Source organism: Bacillus sp. G402 (assembly GCF_051172515.1).
Lineage (GTDB): Bacteria > Bacillota > Bacilli > Bacillales > Bacillaceae > Bacillus > Bacillus altitudinis.
This window is the reverse complement of the sequence record NZ_JBPIZC010000003.1, coordinates 104,871-124,580: the sequence shown is the minus strand read 5'-3', so window position 1 is coordinate 124,580 and position 19,710 is coordinate 104,871. Positions and strand designations below refer to the sequence as shown.

Sequence of the window (19,710 nt, the reverse complement as noted above, 5' to 3'; positions counted from 1 at the left end):
ACGGACGTCGAAAAGTCGATGTCCGTTTTTTTATTTAGACGACTTTCGTCCTTTTTGCCCGTCGCTTTTGATTTGTTTGGTACGTTCGATAGGCTTTCCAAGCATTGGCACATAAAAGCCCTGTGAGTAAGTAAGATAAGCTATTAAATAAATAGAAGTCCACACACGAAACGACAGCACAGAGGATACCAAAGATGATTTGATCACGATTCTTTGCTGGTGAAGTAGGTGGATCAGTCAACATAAAGAATGCAAGGAACAAGACGGCATTTAAGTAGGGCGTCATAAAAGCAGATGAAGCATCCGTTAGGCCGATGAATCCCAATATGAGGTGGATCAGGCCGTATGCGGCTAGAAAGGCGAAAACTTGCGGGAACTTTTGTACGCGGCTTGTCACCAAATAACCGCCGACCACCACTAGGAATAGGGTCCACCAAGGTAGAAGAGACATACCGCCCCACCAGCTTTGATTGGAAGAAAATAAAATGACTGAGAGCCATAAACCAAACGCAGCTGGATTCAAAATCGGTTTCTTTTGATAAGTGATGACATGCTTAGATAAAATGGCTGCTGCGGCTGTGAAAACAGAAACAGCAAAAGAAGTGGCTGGACTGAGAACAATGCCAATAATCAGCCCTGTGAGCAGAGCTCCATCAGGGAATGTGTGTTTATGACGTTTCCGAATCACTCTTGTAATAAAAGTGTCAAGAATTAGTGCTGTCCCGATGCTGGTGGCAACTGTAGTGAGACCACTAAGAAATCCAGTGTGCAGACTGCCGGCGGCTAGAAGAACCAAAAGAATGGCAATGACATACCGTTTCGGCGTCCGAATGTAGGTTTTTAGTGAAGGCGATGATTTCAAAAATGTTTGGTCTGTGGTTGGTGCTGGCTGTAATTCCATGATGGAACCTCCTTCATCTCCGGTGTTAGGGTCATATCAGCATCTTGATCCACCATCACGGCAGGTATTTCATGTTCGGCTAAAAAAGAATAACCTCCTTCTCTACCTAATAAAAAAGCAGCTGTAGAGAGACTATCGGCGAGCATACCGAGTGGTGCAATGACGGTACAGCTTAACAAACTTTGTTCAGACTGTTTCGTTTGAGGGAGAATCAAATGGTGCGTATGAGGATCATTACGGCTGATCCGTTCATAGCTTCCAGATGTACAAATCGCACAATTAGTCGTTTGAATGACCGAGATGTTGGTCTGTTTGTGAATGGGATGCCGAATCCCAATTGTCCACTCTTCTTGTTGTTCGTTAAATCCAGATACCAACACATCCCCACCAGCATTCATCATAAAGCCTTCCCATGCTTCAAGCTCTTTTGCGGCAAGATCGCACGCAAATCCCTTTGCAATAGAACCGAAATCCAAAATAAGCGGTTTGTTCAAATAAATCGTCCGATTCGTCTCGTTTAACTGGACGTCACGGTAATGAACGGCTGTGTGTGGAACGTCATCTGATGAAAAAGTCTGTCCTGTCGTGTATAACCGATTGAATCCTTTTTGTTCCATGACTTTCCCGATGGTTGGATCATACTTTCCATTTGTTAATTCAGCTAACTCTAACGCATAGGCTGTTAAATCGAAAAGCATTTCACTGACTAATACCTCTTGATTTGAGCGATTGGCTAACTTCATGACTTCCGAATCAGAACGAAAACGGCTAAACCGATGTTCGATATCGTAAAAAATGGAAAAAGCGCGATTGATGTCTTCTAAAACAGCTCGTCGATCTTCTTCATAGGCAACCACTTGAATATTGATAACAGTTCCCATAGCCAGCATGGATTTTTGATAAGTCATCAGTTTTTGTTGTCCTAACCATTTCATCATAGTGTCTCCTCTCTATGCCTTTGCCTGCTCTAAAGCCTGAGCAACGGCTGTTTCAAAATCCTGAGTACTTAATGTTGCACCGCTCACCGTATCTACATCAGCACTTTGTCTGATAACCACTTCATTAGGTAATGATGAAATGGAGCTTTGCCCGTATCTAGTGTTATCACTCGTAATCTCGACAGAAGTGATATTTCCTTGTTTGATGGTAACAGATACACTGATAGAGCCAATCTCATTTGATCCAGTACCAGAGAAAGTACCATCCTTGAGTTCAGTTTCTGAAGTGGTATCTTCTGTTTGAGTGGCGGTAGTATCTGATGTGAGAGATGTATTATTAGAAGCGTCTGCTTGTGTATTTGATTGTGCTGTTTGAACGGCTTGAGCGTGATGGGTAGTTGCATAACCAGTGATGTATAAGCTGCTAATGGCTGCGGTGCAAAGACTAATCATTTTCTTATTTATTTTTGCCATGATGTATCCTACCTCCTATTACGATCTACTATATAGAAGAAATTTGAACAAACCATGAACAAGAAAAGAACGATTTTAGATAATGGGTATGAAGAATCAAAATATTGCACGTTATCATTTATCATTTATTTTTGACTGTGGTTCATTTATCAGGTAGGATGAAATAAATCTAAACCTTGCTCACGCAATCAAAAAGGGGTGTTTCGGCCATGAAAAAGAAAATATTGATGTTCTTACCTTGTGGCTACGGATACTCCACTGCTGTTTTCTTTTAGGATAGACAAAAATTGGTGAAGTCTGTCTACAGGAGGAAAAATACGCAGAAAAATCATAGTGAGTGAGGGATGTACATGGAAAAAATCACGAGAAAAAACCCAGAAAGTATGCCGAAACCCGTTGGCAACTACAGTCATATCACAAGGGTGCCAAAGGGTGCGGGGTTATTTGTGACATCAGGTCAAGTAGGGACAGGAGCGGATGGACAGATCCCATCAAGCTTAAACGACCAAGTCACCAATACGTTTGAAAATATAAAGAGAATCCTTGCATCAGAAGGATTGAATGAAGAACACGTCATCAAAGTCAATATTTGGGCAACAGAAGAAATTGATTGGGATCATCTATATCCACAGTGGGATGCAATCTTCAAAACGGCATATCCATCAATGACCGTTGCCTATGTGACTGCATTAGGGTGGCCAGAGCTGAAAATCGAAATAGAGCTATGGTGTGCCGATATTTAATCAAAAAAAGAACAGTGCAAACTGTTCTTTCAGCGTGTAGCCAAACCCTCGCATTCTTTGTCAGTCCTGCGTGCTGGTGCTCACGAATGTCAAATTCGCTCCGCGCCAGTACTCGTCCTTCCTAGGGCTGCAAAGGTTTTCTGTCACGCTGAAAAGAAGACAAAGGGCTAAAATAAAGAATCATTTTAGCCCTTTGTCAACAATCTGTAAGAACAGTGCAAACTGTTCTTTTTTTGATGAGTATTTATGAAACAGCTTTGAATCGCTTTGTAATGAATGCACCGAGAAATGCACAGACTGTGTAGACGATGACCCAAATGAGAAAAGATTCATTTCCACCAATAAAGGTGAACATCAGAATCACACTCGCTACCAGCACAATCAAGGTGGGAAACCAAATGTTCTTTAAAAACAATGTACCGAAAATACCAATCAGCACAGAGATCATGGGTAAACCAAATACAACGAATAAGACAAAAACAGCCATGTTAATTACTCCTTTGAACCAAATCAACTATTTACATAAAAACATATAACAGTGCTGCACCCATATGCGGAAGAGCAAAGATGATGAAAAGAAAAGCCGTATCAAGACGAAACATCCGGTGTTCTTTTGTTTCAGAGTGATAGGCCGCTCGTGCCTCTTCCCCGTTGGTCCATGCACCCATAAGAAATCCAGATGCAACGAACGCAATAATAGAGATTCCACCACTGACGAATCCAATCCATTCATGGTGCTGTAATATGAGCGCCGCACTGCAAATCACCAGCATGGAGCAAACACCAACAAAAAAAGCATGTTTCTTTCTCATTACGCTTCACTCCTTCGGACAGCTATTAGGAGACCGCATCACATATTTCAATGAAATGTCCATCAGGATCAGACACGTAACTAACCGTTTGTCCCCACGGCTTCTTGGCAGGTTCCTTGATGACAGGTACTCCTTTTTCCTTCAAGGCCGCAATGGTTTCATTCACATCATCCACAACAAAGCCAATCTCAAACGTTTGTGACGAGCTAACTGCCTCTGGAACAGGCAGACCAAGTGCCTCTTTCACATCTTGGCGTGAATTAATCGATAAGGTCACTTCTCCTGTATCAAACTCAACATAGGATTCAACTCTCAATTTAATCGGGAAACCGAGGATATGATGGTAGAACTGAATACTTGCTTCAACATCGTTTACATATAGAATGGTATATTTCATTTTCATATGGAAAGCTCCTCTCTTCATATACGTGTCAAAACCGGAAAGGTTTCCCACTCATTTTAACATATAGGTCATAAGAATTATTAAATTCCAAAAAAACCAATATTTTCACCTCAGTCGTCTTGAAAAACAAAATGTGGTGACATATGATAAAAATGTAAAATGAGAAATAATAGGGGGGACTTACATGTTAAAAAAAATCATGGTCGCTGTCTTGTCTTTCGGTCTTTTACTTAGCTTTACACAAGTTGACACTCACACAGCGGATGCAAAAACAGTCAAGTACAAAAACTGCAAAGCACTCAACAAAGTGTATAAAGGCGGCGTAGCAAAAAGCAAAAATACGAAAAACAAAGGTGGAAAAACGAAGTACAAGCCTTATGTATCAAAAGCACTTTACTTAAAAAATAAACACCTTGACCGTGATAAAGACGGCATCGCATGTGAACGTTAAGAAGAAGTAAAAAGACCTGTCACAAGGTCTTTTTTCTATGGGATCAAACTCGTCCCTTTGTGCCATCTTCATCTTTATATTAAAATAAAGATAGATTCAAAAAATGATACAAAGTGGGGTACTCAATTTGTCAACACAAGCTGATAAGAAAGACATCCGATTGATTGCCATTGATATGGATGGCACGCTGTTAAACAGTGAGCACGTCATTCCTGAGGAAAATAAACAAGCCATTAAAGAAGCAGAAGCCAAAGGGGTCCATGTGGTGATTAGCACAGGACGTACGCTGATGACATGCAAAGAGCTGGTCGAGCCGCTGAAACTCTCTTCTTATCTTGTCACAGCGAACGGAAGTGAAATTTGGGATTCAAACTTCCAGTTGATCGAACGGGAACTGCTGCATCCCGATCACGTTCAGATGATGTGGGATCTAAAAAACAGATACGAAACCGATTACTGGGCATCTACTGTGGATAAGGTGTGGAGGGGAGAATTCCCAGAACGCATTCATGACCACGAATGGTTGAAATTTGGTTTTGATATTCATGACGATGCTGTTCGTGAGGAAGTCCTCCATACATTGAAAACAAATGGACAGCTAGAAATCACGAATTCCAGTCCAACCAATATTGAAGTCAATGCAGCAGGCATTAACAAAGCGGCAGCTCTTGCAAAAGTAGCAGAACGCATTGGCTGCACAATGGACAACGTCATGTCACTTGGCGACAGTCTGAATGATATGGCGATGATTCAAGAAGCCGGATTAGGCATTGCAATGGGCAATGCACAAGAAGTTGTGAAAGAAGCCGCTGATTGGATTACGGCTCCTAATACAGAGCACGGGGTAGCAAAAGCCATCCAGCATTGGGTGCTGTCTAAATAAATGAGTAGAAAAAGTGAGAGGATATGACCTCTCACTTTTTTTGTTTTCTACTAGTTCTATTGTTATATTTTCTGACAATTTCATGTGCAGTCTATCCAAAGTTGGTATAATCAATATAAATTCGAATATTCGGACTTTATATTCCGCAATTCGGAACGACAAGGAGGAGTTCTATGTATCAAGTGGATATTAACTGTGATTTGGGAGAAAGTTTTGGTCAATACACCATCGGTTCAGATGAACAAATTCTTGAATATGTTACCTCAGCCAATATTGCATGCGGTTTTCATGCGGGAGATCCAACTGTGATGAGAAAGACGGTTAAAATGGCACTGGATAAAGGGGTCCAAATTGGTGCACATCCAGGTCTGCAAGATTTAGTCGGTTTTGGCAGACGTCCAATCGCGATCTCAGCAGAGGAAGCCTATGATCTTGTGATCTATCAAATTGGTGCACTATCAGCCTTTCTGAAAGCAGAAGGCGGTACGATGCAGCACGTCAAACCACACGGCGCCCTTTACAACATGGCGGCTAAAAATACTGAATTATCTGAATCAATTGCGAAGGCTGTGTATGATATTGATCCTAACCTTGTGTTATTTGCGCTGTCAGGCAGTGAACTTGCGTCAGCAGGGGAAAGAATCGGTCTTCAAGTGGCACATGAAGTTTTTTCTGATCGGACGTATCAACCAGACGGGACACTGACATCCCGCCGTGAACCTCATGCACTTATTGAAGAGGATGAAAGGGCAGTTCAGCAGGTCATCCGTATGGTAAGAGAGGGGAAAGTGCGGACAGTGCAAGGGGAAGATGTTCAGCTCAAAGCAGATACGGTGTGCATCCACGGGGATGGCAGTCACGCGCTTCAATTTGCAAAAACCATTACAGCGAAGCTAAAAGAAGCCACTATTCAACTCAAGGCCTTTCGATAAATCGTCATCAAAGGGGGAAACAGCATGAAAAGAGAGAAAGCCAAACAGATGAAAGCTCCAAAAGGGAACCGTTCTATGCTGATGGGCGCAGCCTTTTTAATGGCAACGTCCGCCATTGGACCGGGATTTTTAACACAAACAACGGTGTTCACACAGCAGCTCGCAGCTAGCTTTGGGTTTGTCATTTTGATTTCCATTTTGCTAGACATTTTTGCGCAAACAAATGTATGGCGTATCATTGCCGTCTCGGAAAAAAGAGGACAGGACATTGCCAATATGGTTCTGCCGGGTCTTGGATATGTGTTAGCCTGTTTGATTGTCATTGGGGGTCTTGCCTTTAATATTGGAAATATCGCCGGTGCGGGTCTCGGTTTTCAGGTCATATTCGGCGTCGATCCCCGCATAGGGGCTGGGGTCAGTGCAGTCATTGCCATTCTCATTTTTGTCATCAAAGAGGCAGGAAAAGCGATGGACCGATTCACACAAATCGCTGGTTTTGTCATGATTGGTCTGATGCTGTATGTGGCTATTTCCACAGCACCGCCAGTTGGAGAAGCTGTCATGAGAACTTTCGTGCCAGAGAAAATTGACATGTTATCGATTGTGACACTTGTCGGCGGGACAGTTGGTGGCTATATCGTTTTTGCTGGTGGTCATCGTCTGCTGGATGCTGGCATTAAGGGGAAGGAAGCATTGCCCCAAGTGACGAAAAGTTCCATTTTCGGTATTTTGATCACATCCGTAATGCGTGTGGCTTTATTTTTAGCCGTTCTAGGAGTTGTCTCAAAAGGATTACAGATTGATCCGTCGAACCCGCCTGCGTCTGTTTTTCAATTAGCATCTGGAAATGTTGGATATAAAATGTTCGGGATTATTATGTGGGCTGCCGCCATTACCTCAGTCATTGGAGCAGCATACACCTCCGTTTCCTTCTTTAAAACCTTCTCACCAAAAATCGAGAAAAATCAACGAGGCATTATTGTTGGATTCATTGCGCTCTCGACCATTTGTTTTATCACGATTGGAAGACCTGTGAACATATTGATTTTGGTTGGGGCCATCAATGCATTGATCTTGCCGCTTGCACTCGGAACATTGCTGATTGCTGCCTATAAAAAAGAAATTGTCGGTGATTATCGCCATCCATTCTTTTTGACAGCAACAGGTGCGTTTGTTGTTGTCATCATGGCAATCATGGGCGGATATACCATCATGAATGAAATTCCAAAACTATGGAGCTGATCATATGAAAGCATATCAAACCTATAAGCCGTCACAAATAAGGGAATTGATTCGTAAGCAGAAGATCACAGGACCAACGGCTGGCTTTGCTGAGGGATTTGCGCAAGCCAACTTAATGATCGTCAAAAAAGAGCTGGCCTTCGATTTTCTTTTATTTTGTCAGCGGAATCCGGCTTCGTGCCCTTTGCTTGATGTGCTCGACCCAGGTGATCCAGTGCCAAGGCGTTCAGCACCTGATGCGGATATTCGAACGGATTTCCCTAAATATCGTGTTTACAAAAAAGGGGTTCTTCAAGAAGAGGTAACAGATATTTCTTCCTATTGGGAGGATGATATGGTGGGCTTTCTCATCGGATGCAGCTTTACGTTTGAGCATGCACTGATGCTGAATGACATTCCTGTCCGCCATATTGAAGACGGTCATAATGTCCCAATGTATCAAACGAACATTCCATGTGAAAGGGCAGGTGTATTCCATGGTCCGATGGTTGTCAGTATGAGGCCGATCCCAGCGCATCAAGTCATAAGAAGTGTTCAGGTGACATCTAGATTCCCATCGGTACATGGCGGTCCTATCCATATAGGTGATCCAGCTGTGATTGGCATTGAACATGTAGATCAACCAGACTTTGGAGAACCATCTGTGTTCAAAGAAGGGGAAGTTCCGGTGTTTTGGGCATGTGGTGTGACGCCGCAAGCCATCGTCATGCACACTAAGCCAGACATTGCGATCACCCATGCACCCGGTCATATGTTTATCACAGATGTAAGAGATCAAAAGCTCGGTGTCCTGTAGAAAGAGAGGTGTCATAAAAGTGGCATTTTCAACGATAAAAGATACGATCACGTTCCACCCGCTAGGAGACGCAGCCATTGTCATCCAAGCCGGGACTGACATAAGTGAAGACATTCATGAGCGTGTGAAGCAACTGTTTTCATGTGTTGAACAGCATCCATTTGAAGGATATGTGGAAGCTGTTCAAGCTTTTACAAACGTGACCGTCTTTTATGAGCCCTATACGGTCTATCAATCTGCTCAGCTTAAGCAACGTGCAATCTCTCCGTATGAATGGGTCAAAGACTATATTGAAAACCTCCTTGAAGACAACTGGCAGGAGGGGAATCAGGCAAAGCGCCGGATCGTCGACATTCCTGTATGTTATGGAGGAGAGCTCGGTCCTGACTTAGAAGAAGTCGCCCGTATCAATGATTTGACGCCTGAAGAAGTTGTACGCATTCACACATCTGGGACGTATCTTGTCTATATGATTGGGTTTGCTCCTGGGTTCCCGTTTTTAGGCGGACTTTCTGAAAAAATTGCAGCTCCGCGTAGAGAAACACCAAGAATGTCGATTCCAAAAGGATCTGTGGGTATTGCGGGGAAGCAGACAGGGGTTTATCCGATATCTACACCCGGAGGCTGGCAGCTCATTGGACAAACCCCTTTGTCCTTATTTCGGCCGAATGCTGAGAGACCTAGTCTACTAAAGGCAGGGGACGAGGTTCGATTTGTTCAACTGTCTGAAAAGGAATTTTTCAGCATGAAGGAGGAAGATCGTTGAGTATGCATGTCATCAAGCCAGGAATGTTCACCACCATTCAAGATAAAGGGAGAATAGGCTATCAGAAGTACGGTGTGTTAACGAGCGGCGGCATGGACCCGCTCTCGCTCCGAATCGCCAACATCCTCACCGGGAATCAAGAAAACGAAGCGGTGCTGGAAATCACATTAATGGGGCCCGGTCCAGTGTTGACATGTCAGAAGGATCAGCTGATCGCCGTGACCGGTGCTGATGTGGAGGTTGAGATTGACGGGGAACAAGTGCCTCTATGGAAACCGCTCTTCATTCGAGCAGGAAGCACGATCACCTTTGGCCCTTGTAAGAGGGGATGCCGCTCCTACCTCGCTGTAGCCGGTGGATTTGATGTTGAGCCGGTGATGAAAAGTAAAAGTACGTACGTCAGAGCGAAGATAGGCGGGGTTGAAGGGCGTCCGCTAGAAAAAGGAGACGTCCTGCCGATTGGAGAACCGTCATCATTGGCGAAGAGCCTCGTTCACATGTTAAAAAGCAAAGGGGAACGTGCGCCAGAATGGACAGTCAATCATGCTCATTTTTTGCCTCTCGGGAAATCACCAGTCATTCGGGTGCTGGCAGGCAGACATCTATCTCATTTTCAGGAAGAATCGCAGCAAGCTTTTTTCGAACGGTCTTATCAGGTCACTCCCCAATCTGATCGTATGGGATGCAGATTGAAAGGGGAACCGATACGTTTAAAGCAAAAACTTGAATTGATTTCAGAAGCGGTTGCTTTTGGCTCTATTCAAATTCCTCCTGACGGCCAGCCGATTATTTTGCTCGCTGATCGCCAGACGACAGGTGGATATCCCCGAATTGGTGAGGTGGCAACAGTCGATTTGCCGCTCATTGCGCAGGCGATGCCTGGAGCGAATCTCACGTTTCAACAAATTGGCCGCCAAGAAGCAGAGCAAGCCTTATTCACACAAGAAGCAGAGATGAAGGACCTGACGGCAAGATTAAAACTCGAAGCATTTTCGTTTTAGAAAAGGTGAGAAACATGCAGAACACAAATAAAACCGTTGTGAAATCAATGGAGATATTACGGCTTTTTATCACACACGAACAATTAACGTTAAATGACATGATTGAGCTCTCGAGCATGCCCAAAACATCTGTACACCGAATGGCCAACTCGTTAGCCGATATGGGGTTATTAGAAAAGCATCCTTCAGGTGTTTACCGATTAGGCTTGATGTTCCTTGAATATGGTCAGCTTGTCGCCGACCGCCTCGATATCCGTAGAATTGCAAGGCCCTTTATGGAAAACTTGCGTGATGAGGTAGGTGAGGCTGTTCAGCTCATTATTCGTGAAGGAGATGAAGCGATTTATGTGGAGAAAATGGAAGGAACGCAGCCTGTCCGGCTCTATACCGCTGTCGGAAGAAGATCCCCATTATATGCGGGAGCTTGTGCGAGAAGTATTCTTTCCTTTTTGCCAGAGGAAGAGAGACTTGCCTATATTGATTCGGTAGCGCTCGGGAAAATCGGGATCGGAACCATTACCGATAAAGATGTCCTGCGAAACATGATTGAAGAATCAAACAGACGCGGATATACGTTAAGCTATTCAGAGCTTGAAAACTATACTGCGGCTATTGGAGCGCCCATTTTCAATCATCACGGAGAAGTGGCAGCAGGCATTAGTATTGCAGGGTTTGAGGCCGGCTATCAAAAGGAACGGCTTCCTTATTTAATTGAGCAGGTCAAAAAAGCGGCCAGCGGCATTTCAAAAGAATTAGGTTTTGCATCTGAACAAATAAAAAGCCAATGACCGTTAAGATCATTGGCTTTTTGCGTGTTCATGATTAGAAAGTTTTACCTAAAGCTTTTGCACGTTCGATCGCATCTGCTTTAATTTGTTCTGCTTTTGCAGGCTCAGCATTGTGACCTTCAACAATAAGACCTTCGAAAGAAGGAATACCGAAGAAGTTTGCAATTGTTCCAAGGTAACGGTGACCTGCTTCTAGTTCAGCAGCAGGACCTTCAGTGTAGTATCCGCCACGTGCTTGGATGTGTAGCGCTTTTTTGTCTGTTAGTAATCCAACAGGACCTTGCTCAGTGTATTTGAATGTTTTACCAGCTACAGCAACAGAGTCGATGTATGCTTTAAGAACTGGTGGGAATGAGAAGTTCCAAAGTGGTGAAACAAATACGTATTTGTCAGCAGAAACGAATTGATCGCTTAATTCGTTTAGGCGAGCAACTTTCGCTTGCTCTTCAGCTGAAAGTGTATCGAAGCCAGCACCAGATTGAAGCTTGCCCCATCCAGCGAATACATCTGCATCAATGTGAGGAATGTTTTCTTTGTACAAATCGATATGTACAACCTCGTCACTTGGATTTGCTTCCTTATAAGATTCGATAAATGCTTTAGCAGTAGCCATACTGTAAGAAACTGTTTCATCATGCGGATGTGCAGTGATGTATAAAACTTTTGCCATGTTTATTCAATCCTTCCTGTTTCAATGATTTTTTTAGCGTACCCCAAAGATACACTGAATATGTGGCATCTTTAATCATATTGGAATGCTATGAAAAAGATGTAACAAGCACAGTTACATAAAAACTGATATTTTCATTGTAATCACTATATAGTTTGAAGTCAAGGTATAAAGTCTTGAAATCAAGATAAAAAGTTTGTAAATTTTTCTGAAACGCTTCAAAGCTGCGATTTAAGCAAAAAAACCCTACTCCCATTGAACAAAAAATGGATCGATATCGCAAGTAAAGTGTTTGTAAATGCGCCCATCCTGCGTTTTTGAAAAAAAGGTGGATGCCTTTAAGCCATCTGCTACAAGCATTTGTTCTTCTTTTTCGTATATATAAGAGAAGGCAGGAGAGAGTGAGGGATAAGAGTGGGACGATCCTATGTTGCGATTGGAGATTCCTTAACGGTTGGGGTGGGGGCACGTTTATTTGGCGGCGGTTTTACGGAGCGATATGCGGCGAAGCTTGAAAAGAAGCTGCATATACCGGTGAAACTGTCCGTATTTGCGAAATCAGGGTTAACAACGGAAGAGATCTTGCAGCTTTTTCAGCGGTCTGATGTAAGACGGGCGATTGCTCATGCTGACATCATCACCATCACAGGCTGCGGGAATGATCTTGTTCAAGCTGTTCTGCAGTATGAAAAAGGGGAAGATGAAAAGACACTGCTGCAAGCGTCTATGCATTGTCAGGCGAATTTTAGCAAAATGGTTCAAGAAATCGCTCTGATAAAAAGAGGGCAGCATCATCCATACTGCGTATATTTATTGAATTTATATAATCCTTTTCCTGAGATTCCGATCGCCGAGAGATGGCTGAAGCAATACAACCATCACCTTCGCCAGCTTGCTGCGAATCCACATGTAGAAGTGGTGGATATTTACGGTGTATTTGAAGGACATCAAAGCGCATACTTATCGATTGATCAATTTCATCCAAACCACAAAGGATATGAAGCAATGGCAGAAGCGCTGTTTCAACAATCCGCTAAGCAACTGTGATCCCTCGGGATTGCAGTTTTTTCATTCTTTTAAATGAAGGGCTGTTTCGATATGATAAAAGAAACAAGACAATAGAGGTGGATGCATGCAGGAGATGAGTGCGTATTTTCATGAATTGAAAGGAACAGCTTATGAGGTAGGAAAGCAGCAGGCTATTTGGCTGAAGGAGCGCCCTTTGCTTAAGAAACAATACATTCAATCAGAACCGTTATCAAAAGAGGCTGTGAAGGAAACAAAGCAGCTAATTCGACCGTTTCTTCCTCAGTTAGAAGAAGAGCTCTCGGGATTTTGTGATGAAATGCAAATAGATGAAAGCGATTTGACCTTTTTCTATTCTTCGCATCTTCAGCCAGGCTGTTCCCATTGTGTGATGCAGGGGAATGAGGCTGCCAATCAACAGACGGTGATGCTGCGCAACTATGATTTTTCTCCGCTGTTTGATGATATGCGTCTTGTATCTACACATGTGAAGGGCACAGCAGTCCATACAGGCTCATCATTAATCTTATTTGGTCGATCGGATGGGATGAATGAACATGGTCTATCGGTGACATTTTCTGCATGCGGTCCGCCTATTGGCAACGAACCAGGCTTAAAGCCGCCGGCTGTTGCTGGCTTGCAAGTATATCATGTTATTCGTGCTGTGCTAGAGTCCTGTAAAACGGTGGAGGATGCCGTCCGTTTGGTACAGGAAATGCCCGTCGCGTCTAATGTTCATCTAATGCTTGCTGACCGGAAGGGAGAGGCGGCTGTGATTGAAATGATTGATGGGCAAAAAAAGGTGAGAAGGCCGGAGCGTGGATTTATTGCGGCTACGAACCATCCGCTTGCTGATCACACGGCAAAAGGGTTGACGAAACATCATTCTGTTGTCAGGTACGACATGTTAATTCAAGTTTTAGAAGAACAGCCGTCAAGCGAGTCTCTTACGGAACTATTTCAGGCAGAATACCCTGCTGGTCTGACTGTGCACAATTATGAAGAGCTGTTTGGGACGATGCGAACCGTCATGTTTCGGCCGGAGGAAGGGACGATGGAGTATTGCTTTGGCTCTCCCGTCTATAACCCTACCTATTCATTAAAGGTCGGGGGCACACTGCCATTTCATGAACAAACGATTCAATTTCATCAAAAGGATTATGGACCTTCATTTTGGAGAAACGTTTGAGTCTTTCATTTTGTCACAGCCAGTGTGCCAAATTTAGATCAACTTCAGGTTGCATCGATCAGTGAAAGCGTTTTATATTAAAGCGTGACAATAGACCTATTTAAGCAGAAGGAGGCATTTCATGTACATAACGGCACGAGAACAGAAAGTGATTAAATATATGATTCAGCAAAATCGTTATGTCACCATTCGTGAGATCGCCGATTCTGTTCAAGTAAGTACAAGAACCATTCATAGAGAACTTAAATCCATTAAACCTATTTTAAAGAATTACAACCTATCACTTGATAAACAGCCGGGGAAGGGCTTGAAGGCGGTCGGTGAACAGGAAGACAAACAGCGGCTTCTGTCTCATATTTCAAATGAAGACCAAATTGAATATAGTTCTGATGAACGGAAGCTCTTAATCCTGTGTGCCCTACTTGAAGCAAAAGAACCGGTGAAATTATATACACTTGCAGCCGACTTGCAGGTCACAAATGCGACCATCAGTTACGACTTAGATGAACTGACGGACTGGATCGCTCCTTACGGTTTACTGCTTATCCGCAAGCGTGGGTACGGTATTGAATTAAAAGGACCGGAGGAAGCCAAACGAAAAATTGTCGGGAACCTGATCGTTGACCGTCTCGACATTCAATTATTTCTCGAAACGATTGAGATGAATATTAAACATCGAACGAAAGCGACTGAAAAGGTATTTGGGGTAGTCAGTCGAGGACAGCTGCTCAAGGTAGAAAGGCTGCTCTTTCATTTGAAAAGCAGACTCTCTCTCTCGTTGTCAGATAGTGCCTATATTGCACTTGTCGTTCACTTAACCTATGCCATTGAACGCATTCAAATCGGTGAAACCATTCGGATGGAAGAGGAAGAATTGCTTGAATTAAAGCGGACGAAGGAATTTGAATCTTCACTCAGAATCGCACGAGCATTAGAACGCATGTTTAATGTAGAGATTCCTGAAGCTGAGGTTGGATACATGACCATCCATTTGCGCAGTGCAAATCGAAGCTTTACGGCAGAATACCGCATTGATGAGATTGAGTTAGATATTGCGCTGAGAACGAAGAAACTCATTGACTTTATTTCTCATAAAACAGGTTACCATTTAAATGAAAACGATTCATTGTATGAGGGACTCGTGTCTCATCTTGAACCAGCTATGAACCGATTAAAAGAAAAGATGCGGATTTATAATCCGCTCACACAACAAATAAAAAAAGACTACTTCTTGCTGTTCATGGCGATTGAAGAAGGTGTGGAGCGTTTCTTTCCTGAGATCGAATTTCCAGAGGATGAAATTGCCTTTATCGTGCTTCATTTTGGTTCGGTGCTTGAAATTAAAAAAGAAGAAACCAAGATTCATGCATTGGTCGTTTGCTCAAGCGGTATTGGTTCGTCCAAAATGCTCGCATCACGATTGAAAAAAGAATTGCCTGAGATCGCCAAATTCGATCTATCTTCCTTAATGGAGTTAAAGGAAATCGACGCTGCGAGCTATGACATGATCGTATCAACCGTGCCGATCCCCTACGAGCATATTGATTACATTATGGTCAGCCCGCTCTTAAACGAGGATGACGCGGTGCGGGTCAAGTCTCATATTAAACGAAAAATTCCTTATCTGATTGAGAAAAAAAGAGCGCAGGAATCTGCAAAAGAATCGGTGGAGGAAACGGTTGATATGATAGGAATGGCAGAGCAAATCACGAATTATATGTCAGTGATTCGCAGCATCTTGTCCCATTTTACAATCGAAAAAAAGAAGACGACAGAGCAGCATGAGTCAACAATGAGAGCGCTGATGCGTCAGGTTGAAAGTCAAGGCTATTTAGAACGTGCAGACGAAGTGACAGCCGGTTTGCTTGAGCGTGAGCAGCAAGGTGGTTTAGGCATTCCAGGAACCGAGTTTGCTCTTTTTCACTTAAAGCATGATCTCATTAAGAAACCGGTCTTTCATATCTATGATCTTGATGAGGCATACGAGATCAAAAGCATGGATGGCGGGCAGCAGCTCATGTCCAGAATGCTCCTCATGCTGGCGCCGCTAGAGCTTGGCAAAGAAGGGTCTGAAATGTTTAGCCTAATCAGTTCATCCATCATTGAAAGCGAAGAAAGCATGGCACTTTATGGACAAGGAACAAAGGAAGAGATTGAACAGAAATTACATCAACTTTTTTATCAATTTGTCAAAGAGGCAAAATGGTAAGAAAAAAGCCGAGAGCTTATTCGCTTCTCGGCTTTTTTGCTGTGACACAGACAGCGAGGGTGGGACGAATCTCTTCATATTCAACAGAAAACTGATCAAATCCAGCAAATTCTAAATCATTGAGGATGCTTTCGCTCATTTCTTTTGTCCGATTGGCGTCTGCTCCTTTTTCTCTTGGTTGCATCACAATGACGAGTGTTCCGCCCGGTTTCAAGGTGTGATAAAGGTTGAGTGCGCCAGACTTTGGGTCATCCCAAATCGTATAATTGTTAACAGAAAGTACTTTGTCATACTGATCTGCCGGCAGGCGCGTTTTTTCAATTTTACCAACATACAGCCGGACCTGCTTCTCTTTGGATCGTTTCTTTATACGCGAATGCGCCTGTTCCTTCATAGTTGAAGAAGCATCTAGTCCATCAATGTGAAGATCGTCATAATGCTTGAGCATATGTTTGATGCTATAGCCGGGGCCATAGCCTATTTCCAATATGTTTTCACCATCTGATAAATCTAAATGCTGGATCGCCCATTGATTCAGTGCCTTATTTTCATTTGCCATAATAAAACCTGCGATGCTTCCTAGCCAGCCTTTTGGTCTGCTAAAGGTTTTAGAAATGGTTGACAGCATGTGAGAACGCTCCTTTTTTATGTTTATGTAACCGATTTTTCCCATCCTGAAACCTGTCAATTTTCAAAACGCATTGATGACTCATAGGGATGTTTGAGTAAAAAAATGAAGTGGTAATGAAAGGATACATCAACAAATCAAGGAGGAGCTTACACATGGATTTACGTGAATACTTAACAAATGGCATTCCGCGCCAAACGCAGGATCAGCAGCCGGGCAGTGAAAGAGAAATGAATCCTGCGCCGATCTATGAGGATGAATCGTATAAAGGGTCTGGTAAGCTAAAAGGAAAAGTAGCGCTGATTACAGGTGGAGACAGCGGAATTGGACGTGCCGTTTCTGTCGCGTATGCCAAAGAAGGAGCTCATGTCGCGATCGTATACTTAAATGAACATGAGGATGCAGAAGATACGCAAAAACGTGTAGAACAAGAAGGCGTTAAATGTTTAACGATTGCAGGGGATGTCGGGGACAAAGCCTTTTGCGAGAAAGCGGTAGAAAAGACAGTTGAAGCCTTTGGGAAGCTGGACGTATTAGTCAATAATGCGGCCGAACAGCATCCGAAAGAACGTATTCAAGATATTTCTAGTGAACAGCTTCACCAAACCTTTAGAACCAATTTCTATTCTTATTTTTATTTTACGAAGAAGGCACTCGATTACTTAAAACCGGGAAGTTCCATTATTAATACAACATCTATTAACCCGTATCGAGGCAACAAAGTGCTCATTGATTATACGGCGACAAAAGGGGCCATCAACGGCTTTACTCGTTCTATGGCACAGTCGCTTGTGAAAGATGGAATTCGGGTCAACGGTGTAGCACCCGGTCCAATTTGGACGCCGCTCATTCCATCTACATTTGATGAAGACAGTGTCGAAAACTTCGGGGCCGAGACCCCAATGGGAAGACCAGGACAGCCTGTGGAGCATGTAGGCTGCTATGTACTGCTTGCTTCGGACGAATCGTCTTATATGACGGGACAGACACTTCACGTCAACGGTGGTTCCTTTATGAATACATGATCAATAGCACGCCGCCCAGCTTTGATTGGGCGGTGTATTTAGTATTTCTTCCGATTCTTCTGTACAGATGAGACAGACCATATGATAATGCCCACAACAACCGCTGCAATAACAAGTGAACTCAAATGGAACATCGTTTCATGATGCATGTTCAACTTCCCCTTTCAATGTGTCCGTTTTTTATAGCATCAGCTAGAAGATGTCTTTTTATGAAAAACACATTTCTTTGTTTAATGAATGGATTGTCGTGGAAACCTAAGAGTACGGATGACATTTTGAAGGAGTGAAGATACATGTCACAAGAAGAGTTAAAGCAAAAGGTAATGAACTTATTAGACGAACAAAAAGTTGGAACATTGGCGACTGTTGAACAAGATAAGCCGCATACCCGCTATATGACTTTTTTTCATGAAGGGCTGACATTATATACACCAACAAGCAAAGAAACACATAAAGCGGATGAGATTGAAAAAAATCCGAATGTTCATATTCTCATTGGTTATTCAGGTGAAGGATTTGGGGACACATATGCAGAAATTGCAGGTAAAGCCACATTAACTGATGATCCAGAACTGATCGACCGCCTTTGGTCTGATGAGATGGAGAAATGGTTTAAAGGAAAAGATGATCCAAACCTAGTGATCCTTAAGATTGACCCAACCTCCATTCGTTATATGAACGAAGGAAACCGGACACCAGCAGAATTATCACTTTAACACTTGCGTAAGTTGGGGGAACGTGTTATAGTTTTATATTAAGTGTTGAAATAGCAAATAAATAAAGAAAGTAAACTTTCTTTTTTCTATGACATAATGAGAAGCAATAGAGCTTCTACTTGATAAGAACGAGACGCTGTCAAAGCGAACAAACTTATTCTTTTCCTTCTGCAACCGCCCCCTATAAAAGCGGAAGAATGGAAAAAAGACGTTTTGATTTACAATTCACACTGGCACGGCTTCGGAGCCGTAAGGACGAATGAGAGGTAGGGCTTTCGTTGTCTTGTTATCCAGAACTTCCATGGCGTTTACTTTCAAACGTAGGTTCACTCGGAACACATATGACACACTGATATGATTGAATCTTAATTCATACACTCCGTGACGGAGATTAAACATTGATTATTTATTTGCATGAAAAGAGTAAGAAACGGGCTGCCATCTATTTGGCAGCCTTTTTAGGTTAAAAGCGGACACCATCCGCATGACATCCCCTTCAAAAAGATTCGCCGTCAACAATAGAACAACGAACACTCATCGACAGAAAGAGGAAATGCTTCATCATCACTCACTTCGCCCTTTCTTCTGATACCTCCAAATCCGGCCAATAAAAAAGAACATCACCGTAAACAAAATAGAGAAGATCAACATGTCCAGCAGTGTCACGCCTCTATCTGGATGCACAACCCCAAACCAAACCCATTGAAGAACAAAAGAGATAGCAAAATAAAAGATGGATTCTTTCATGAAATTCTCCTTTTTACTTGTTTTTTTGACTGTTTAGCCACACCATCCAGATGAAAAAGGAACAAATGGCGCATGCGAGCAAAGTGACAGGCGGCAAGGTGTACCAGCCAGTCAGCCCCTTTACAAAGCACATATAAAAAAAGAAAATGGTAATAGATACGAGCACCCCTTGCTTGAACCAACGGGGAACACGCAGCCAAGCCGCTAGAATGATCGATGATAGCTTATCCATTGAGATAACATCCTTTTTTTGAATCTGATTGGATTTTATCGTAAACAATCAAATATGTAAAATATGGATTTAGAAAGTTGGAATGGTATTCTTCTAGCATGAAACATTCTCGCTGCACTGACGTATAAGAAAAAGGAA

The 19,710-nt window shown here is 42.9% G+C and carries 24 protein-coding genes; 14 read left to right on the top strand and 10 right to left on the bottom strand.

All coding sequences use genetic code 11. The annotated features are described in order from the left end of the window. Window positions 1–34: 34 nt before the first annotated feature. From ACSBQP_RS14435 to ACSBQP_RS14425, 3 genes are read right to left on the bottom strand one after another with little or no spacing between them, the layout of a single operon-like run. The gene (locus tag ACSBQP_RS14435; protein ID WP_435028528.1) at window positions 35–901 is read right to left on the bottom strand and encodes an RnfABCDGE type electron transport complex subunit D; all 867 of its coding nucleotides are present in this window, start codon (window positions 899–901) and stop codon (window positions 35–37) included. Next, on the bottom strand, window positions 859–1,836 hold the full coding sequence (locus ACSBQP_RS14430) for an FAD:protein FMN transferase (RefSeq protein WP_326110612.1): 978 nt from the start codon (window positions 1,834–1,836) through the stop codon (window positions 859–861). The genes ACSBQP_RS14435 and ACSBQP_RS14430 overlap by 43 nt, the downstream gene beginning before the upstream one ends. A gap of 15 nt (window positions 1,837–1,851) precedes the next feature. After that, entirely contained in the window at window positions 1,852–2,313 is a 462-nt protein-coding gene (locus ACSBQP_RS14425; RefSeq protein ID WP_052320634.1) for an FMN-binding protein, read from the bottom strand. 350 nt (window positions 2,314–2,663) lie between these two features. Here ACSBQP_RS14425 and ACSBQP_RS14420 point away from each other — a divergent pair, with 350 nt between their 5' ends. Beyond that, on the top strand, window positions 2,664–3,056 hold the full coding sequence (locus ACSBQP_RS14420) for a RidA family protein (protein ID WP_007498112.1): 393 nt from the start codon (window positions 2,664–2,666) through the stop codon (window positions 3,054–3,056). A gap of 244 nt (window positions 3,057–3,300) precedes the next feature. Here ACSBQP_RS14420 and ACSBQP_RS14415 read toward each other — a convergent pair whose 3' ends face one another. Genes ACSBQP_RS14415 through ACSBQP_RS14405 form a run of 3 tightly spaced genes read right to left on the bottom strand, consistent with a single transcriptional unit; the run spans window position 3,301 to window position 4,271 of the window. Beyond that, on the bottom strand, window positions 3,301–3,543 hold the full coding sequence (locus tag ACSBQP_RS14415; protein ID WP_417901102.1) for a DUF2651 family protein: 243 nt from the start codon (window positions 3,541–3,543) through the stop codon (window positions 3,301–3,303). Between the two features lie 31 nt (window positions 3,544–3,574). After that, window positions 3,575–3,868 carry a DUF5316 family protein gene (locus ACSBQP_RS14410; protein WP_017366628.1) on the bottom strand — a complete coding sequence of 98 codons (294 nt, stop codon included), beginning with the start codon at window positions 3,866–3,868 and terminating at the stop codon, window positions 3,575–3,577. Between the two features lie 25 nt (window positions 3,869–3,893). Then, window positions 3,894–4,271 (bottom strand): VOC family protein, encoded by a 378-nt coding sequence (locus tag ACSBQP_RS14405; protein ID WP_025206763.1) that lies wholly within the window; start codon window positions 4,269–4,271, stop codon window positions 3,894–3,896. Window positions 4,272–4,455: 184 nt separating this feature from the next. Between ACSBQP_RS14405 and ACSBQP_RS14400 the strand changes: the two genes are divergently transcribed. The 8 genes from ACSBQP_RS14400 to ACSBQP_RS14365 all read left to right on the top strand — a co-directional run bounded on the left by ACSBQP_RS14400 (window position 4,456) and on the right by ACSBQP_RS14365 (window position 11,130). Continuing rightward, the gene (locus tag ACSBQP_RS14400) at window positions 4,456–4,722 is read left to right on the top strand and encodes an excalibur calcium-binding domain-containing protein (RefSeq protein ID WP_017366629.1); all 267 of its coding nucleotides are present in this window, start codon (window positions 4,456–4,458) and stop codon (window positions 4,720–4,722) included. A gap of 103 nt (window positions 4,723–4,825) precedes the next feature. Continuing rightward, window positions 4,826–5,605, top strand: coding sequence for a Cof-type HAD-IIB family hydrolase (locus ACSBQP_RS14395; protein WP_375831194.1), 780 nt, complete (start codon window positions 4,826–4,828; stop codon window positions 5,603–5,605). A gap of 173 nt (window positions 5,606–5,778) precedes the next feature. Next, complete coding sequence (locus ACSBQP_RS14390) at window positions 5,779–6,537, top strand: LamB/YcsF family protein (protein WP_008347192.1); 759 nt, start codon at window positions 5,779–5,781, stop codon at window positions 6,535–6,537. Between the two features lie 24 nt (window positions 6,538–6,561). Further along, the gene (locus tag ACSBQP_RS14385) at window positions 6,562–7,779 is read left to right on the top strand and encodes an NRAMP family divalent metal transporter (protein WP_007498097.1); all 1,218 of its coding nucleotides are present in this window, start codon (window positions 6,562–6,564) and stop codon (window positions 7,777–7,779) included. Between the two features lie 4 nt (window positions 7,780–7,783). Continuing rightward, entirely contained in the window at window positions 7,784–8,575 is a 792-nt protein-coding gene (locus tag ACSBQP_RS14380) for a putative hydro-lyase (protein WP_435028527.1), read from the top strand. 19 nt (window positions 8,576–8,594) lie between these two features. Next, window positions 8,595–9,341 carry a 5-oxoprolinase subunit PxpB gene (pxpB, locus tag ACSBQP_RS14375; protein ID WP_435028526.1) on the top strand — a complete coding sequence of 249 codons (747 nt, stop codon included), beginning with the start codon at window positions 8,595–8,597 and terminating at the stop codon, window positions 9,339–9,341. Continuing rightward, window positions 9,338–10,342 carry a biotin-dependent carboxyltransferase family protein gene (locus ACSBQP_RS14370; RefSeq protein ID WP_435028525.1) on the top strand — a complete coding sequence of 335 codons (1,005 nt, stop codon included), beginning with the start codon at window positions 9,338–9,340 and terminating at the stop codon, window positions 10,340–10,342. Before pxpB ends, ACSBQP_RS14370 begins: the two co-directional genes overlap by 4 nt. 14 nt (window positions 10,343–10,356) lie before the next feature. After that, a complete protein-coding gene (locus ACSBQP_RS14365) occupies window positions 10,357–11,130 on the top strand; it encodes an IclR family transcriptional regulator (RefSeq protein WP_035703820.1) in 774 nt (257 codons plus the stop codon). A 34-nt stretch (window positions 11,131–11,164) separates the two neighbouring features. On the opposite strand, the gene ACSBQP_RS14360 is transcribed toward ACSBQP_RS14365, so the two are convergent. Continuing rightward, window positions 11,165–11,800 carry an FMN-dependent NADH-azoreductase gene (locus ACSBQP_RS14360; protein WP_024720223.1) on the bottom strand — a complete coding sequence of 212 codons (636 nt, stop codon included), beginning with the start codon at window positions 11,798–11,800 and terminating at the stop codon, window positions 11,165–11,167. Between the two features lie 414 nt (window positions 11,801–12,214). Here ACSBQP_RS14360 and ACSBQP_RS14355 point away from each other — a divergent pair, with 414 nt between their 5' ends. The 3 genes from ACSBQP_RS14355 (at window position 12,215) to ACSBQP_RS14345 (ending at window position 16,224) form a co-directional block, all read left to right on the top strand. Next, a complete protein-coding gene (locus tag ACSBQP_RS14355) occupies window positions 12,215–12,847 on the top strand; it encodes a GDSL-type esterase/lipase family protein (protein WP_017358492.1) in 633 nt (210 codons plus the stop codon). Window positions 12,848–12,932: 85 nt separating this feature from the next. Next, entirely contained in the window at window positions 12,933–14,015 is a 1,083-nt protein-coding gene (locus tag ACSBQP_RS14350) for a C45 family autoproteolytic acyltransferase/hydolase (protein ID WP_435028524.1), read from the top strand. A 121-nt stretch (window positions 14,016–14,136) separates the two neighbouring features. Continuing rightward, window positions 14,137–16,224, top strand: coding sequence for a BglG family transcription antiterminator (locus ACSBQP_RS14345; protein WP_041091154.1), 2,088 nt, complete (start codon window positions 14,137–14,139; stop codon window positions 16,222–16,224). A gap of 16 nt (window positions 16,225–16,240) precedes the next feature. Here the strand turns inward: ACSBQP_RS14345 and ACSBQP_RS14340 are convergent, their stop codons facing one another. After that, window positions 16,241–16,852, bottom strand: coding sequence for a class I SAM-dependent methyltransferase (locus tag ACSBQP_RS14340; protein WP_435028523.1), 612 nt, complete (start codon window positions 16,850–16,852; stop codon window positions 16,241–16,243). 155 nt (window positions 16,853–17,007) lie between these two features. Between ACSBQP_RS14340 and ACSBQP_RS14335 the strand changes: the two genes are divergently transcribed. After that, a complete protein-coding gene (locus ACSBQP_RS14335; protein ID WP_435028521.1) occupies window positions 17,008–17,877 on the top strand; it encodes an SDR family oxidoreductase in 870 nt (289 codons plus the stop codon). A 293-nt stretch (window positions 17,878–18,170) separates the two neighbouring features. After that, window positions 18,171–18,593 carry a pyridoxamine 5'-phosphate oxidase family protein gene (locus ACSBQP_RS14330; protein WP_008347166.1) on the top strand — a complete coding sequence of 141 codons (423 nt, stop codon included), beginning with the start codon at window positions 18,171–18,173 and terminating at the stop codon, window positions 18,591–18,593. A gap of 564 nt (window positions 18,594–19,157) precedes the next feature. Here the strand turns inward: ACSBQP_RS14330 and ACSBQP_RS14325 are convergent. Next, on the bottom strand, window positions 19,158–19,340 hold the full coding sequence (locus ACSBQP_RS14325; RefSeq protein WP_008347162.1) for a hypothetical protein: 183 nt from the start codon (window positions 19,338–19,340) through the stop codon (window positions 19,158–19,160). Between the two features lie 13 nt (window positions 19,341–19,353). Continuing rightward, window positions 19,354–19,572 carry a hypothetical protein gene (locus ACSBQP_RS14320; RefSeq protein ID WP_048002380.1) on the bottom strand — a complete coding sequence of 73 codons (219 nt, stop codon included), beginning with the start codon at window positions 19,570–19,572 and terminating at the stop codon, window positions 19,354–19,356. Window positions 19,573–19,710: the final 138 nt, after the last annotated feature.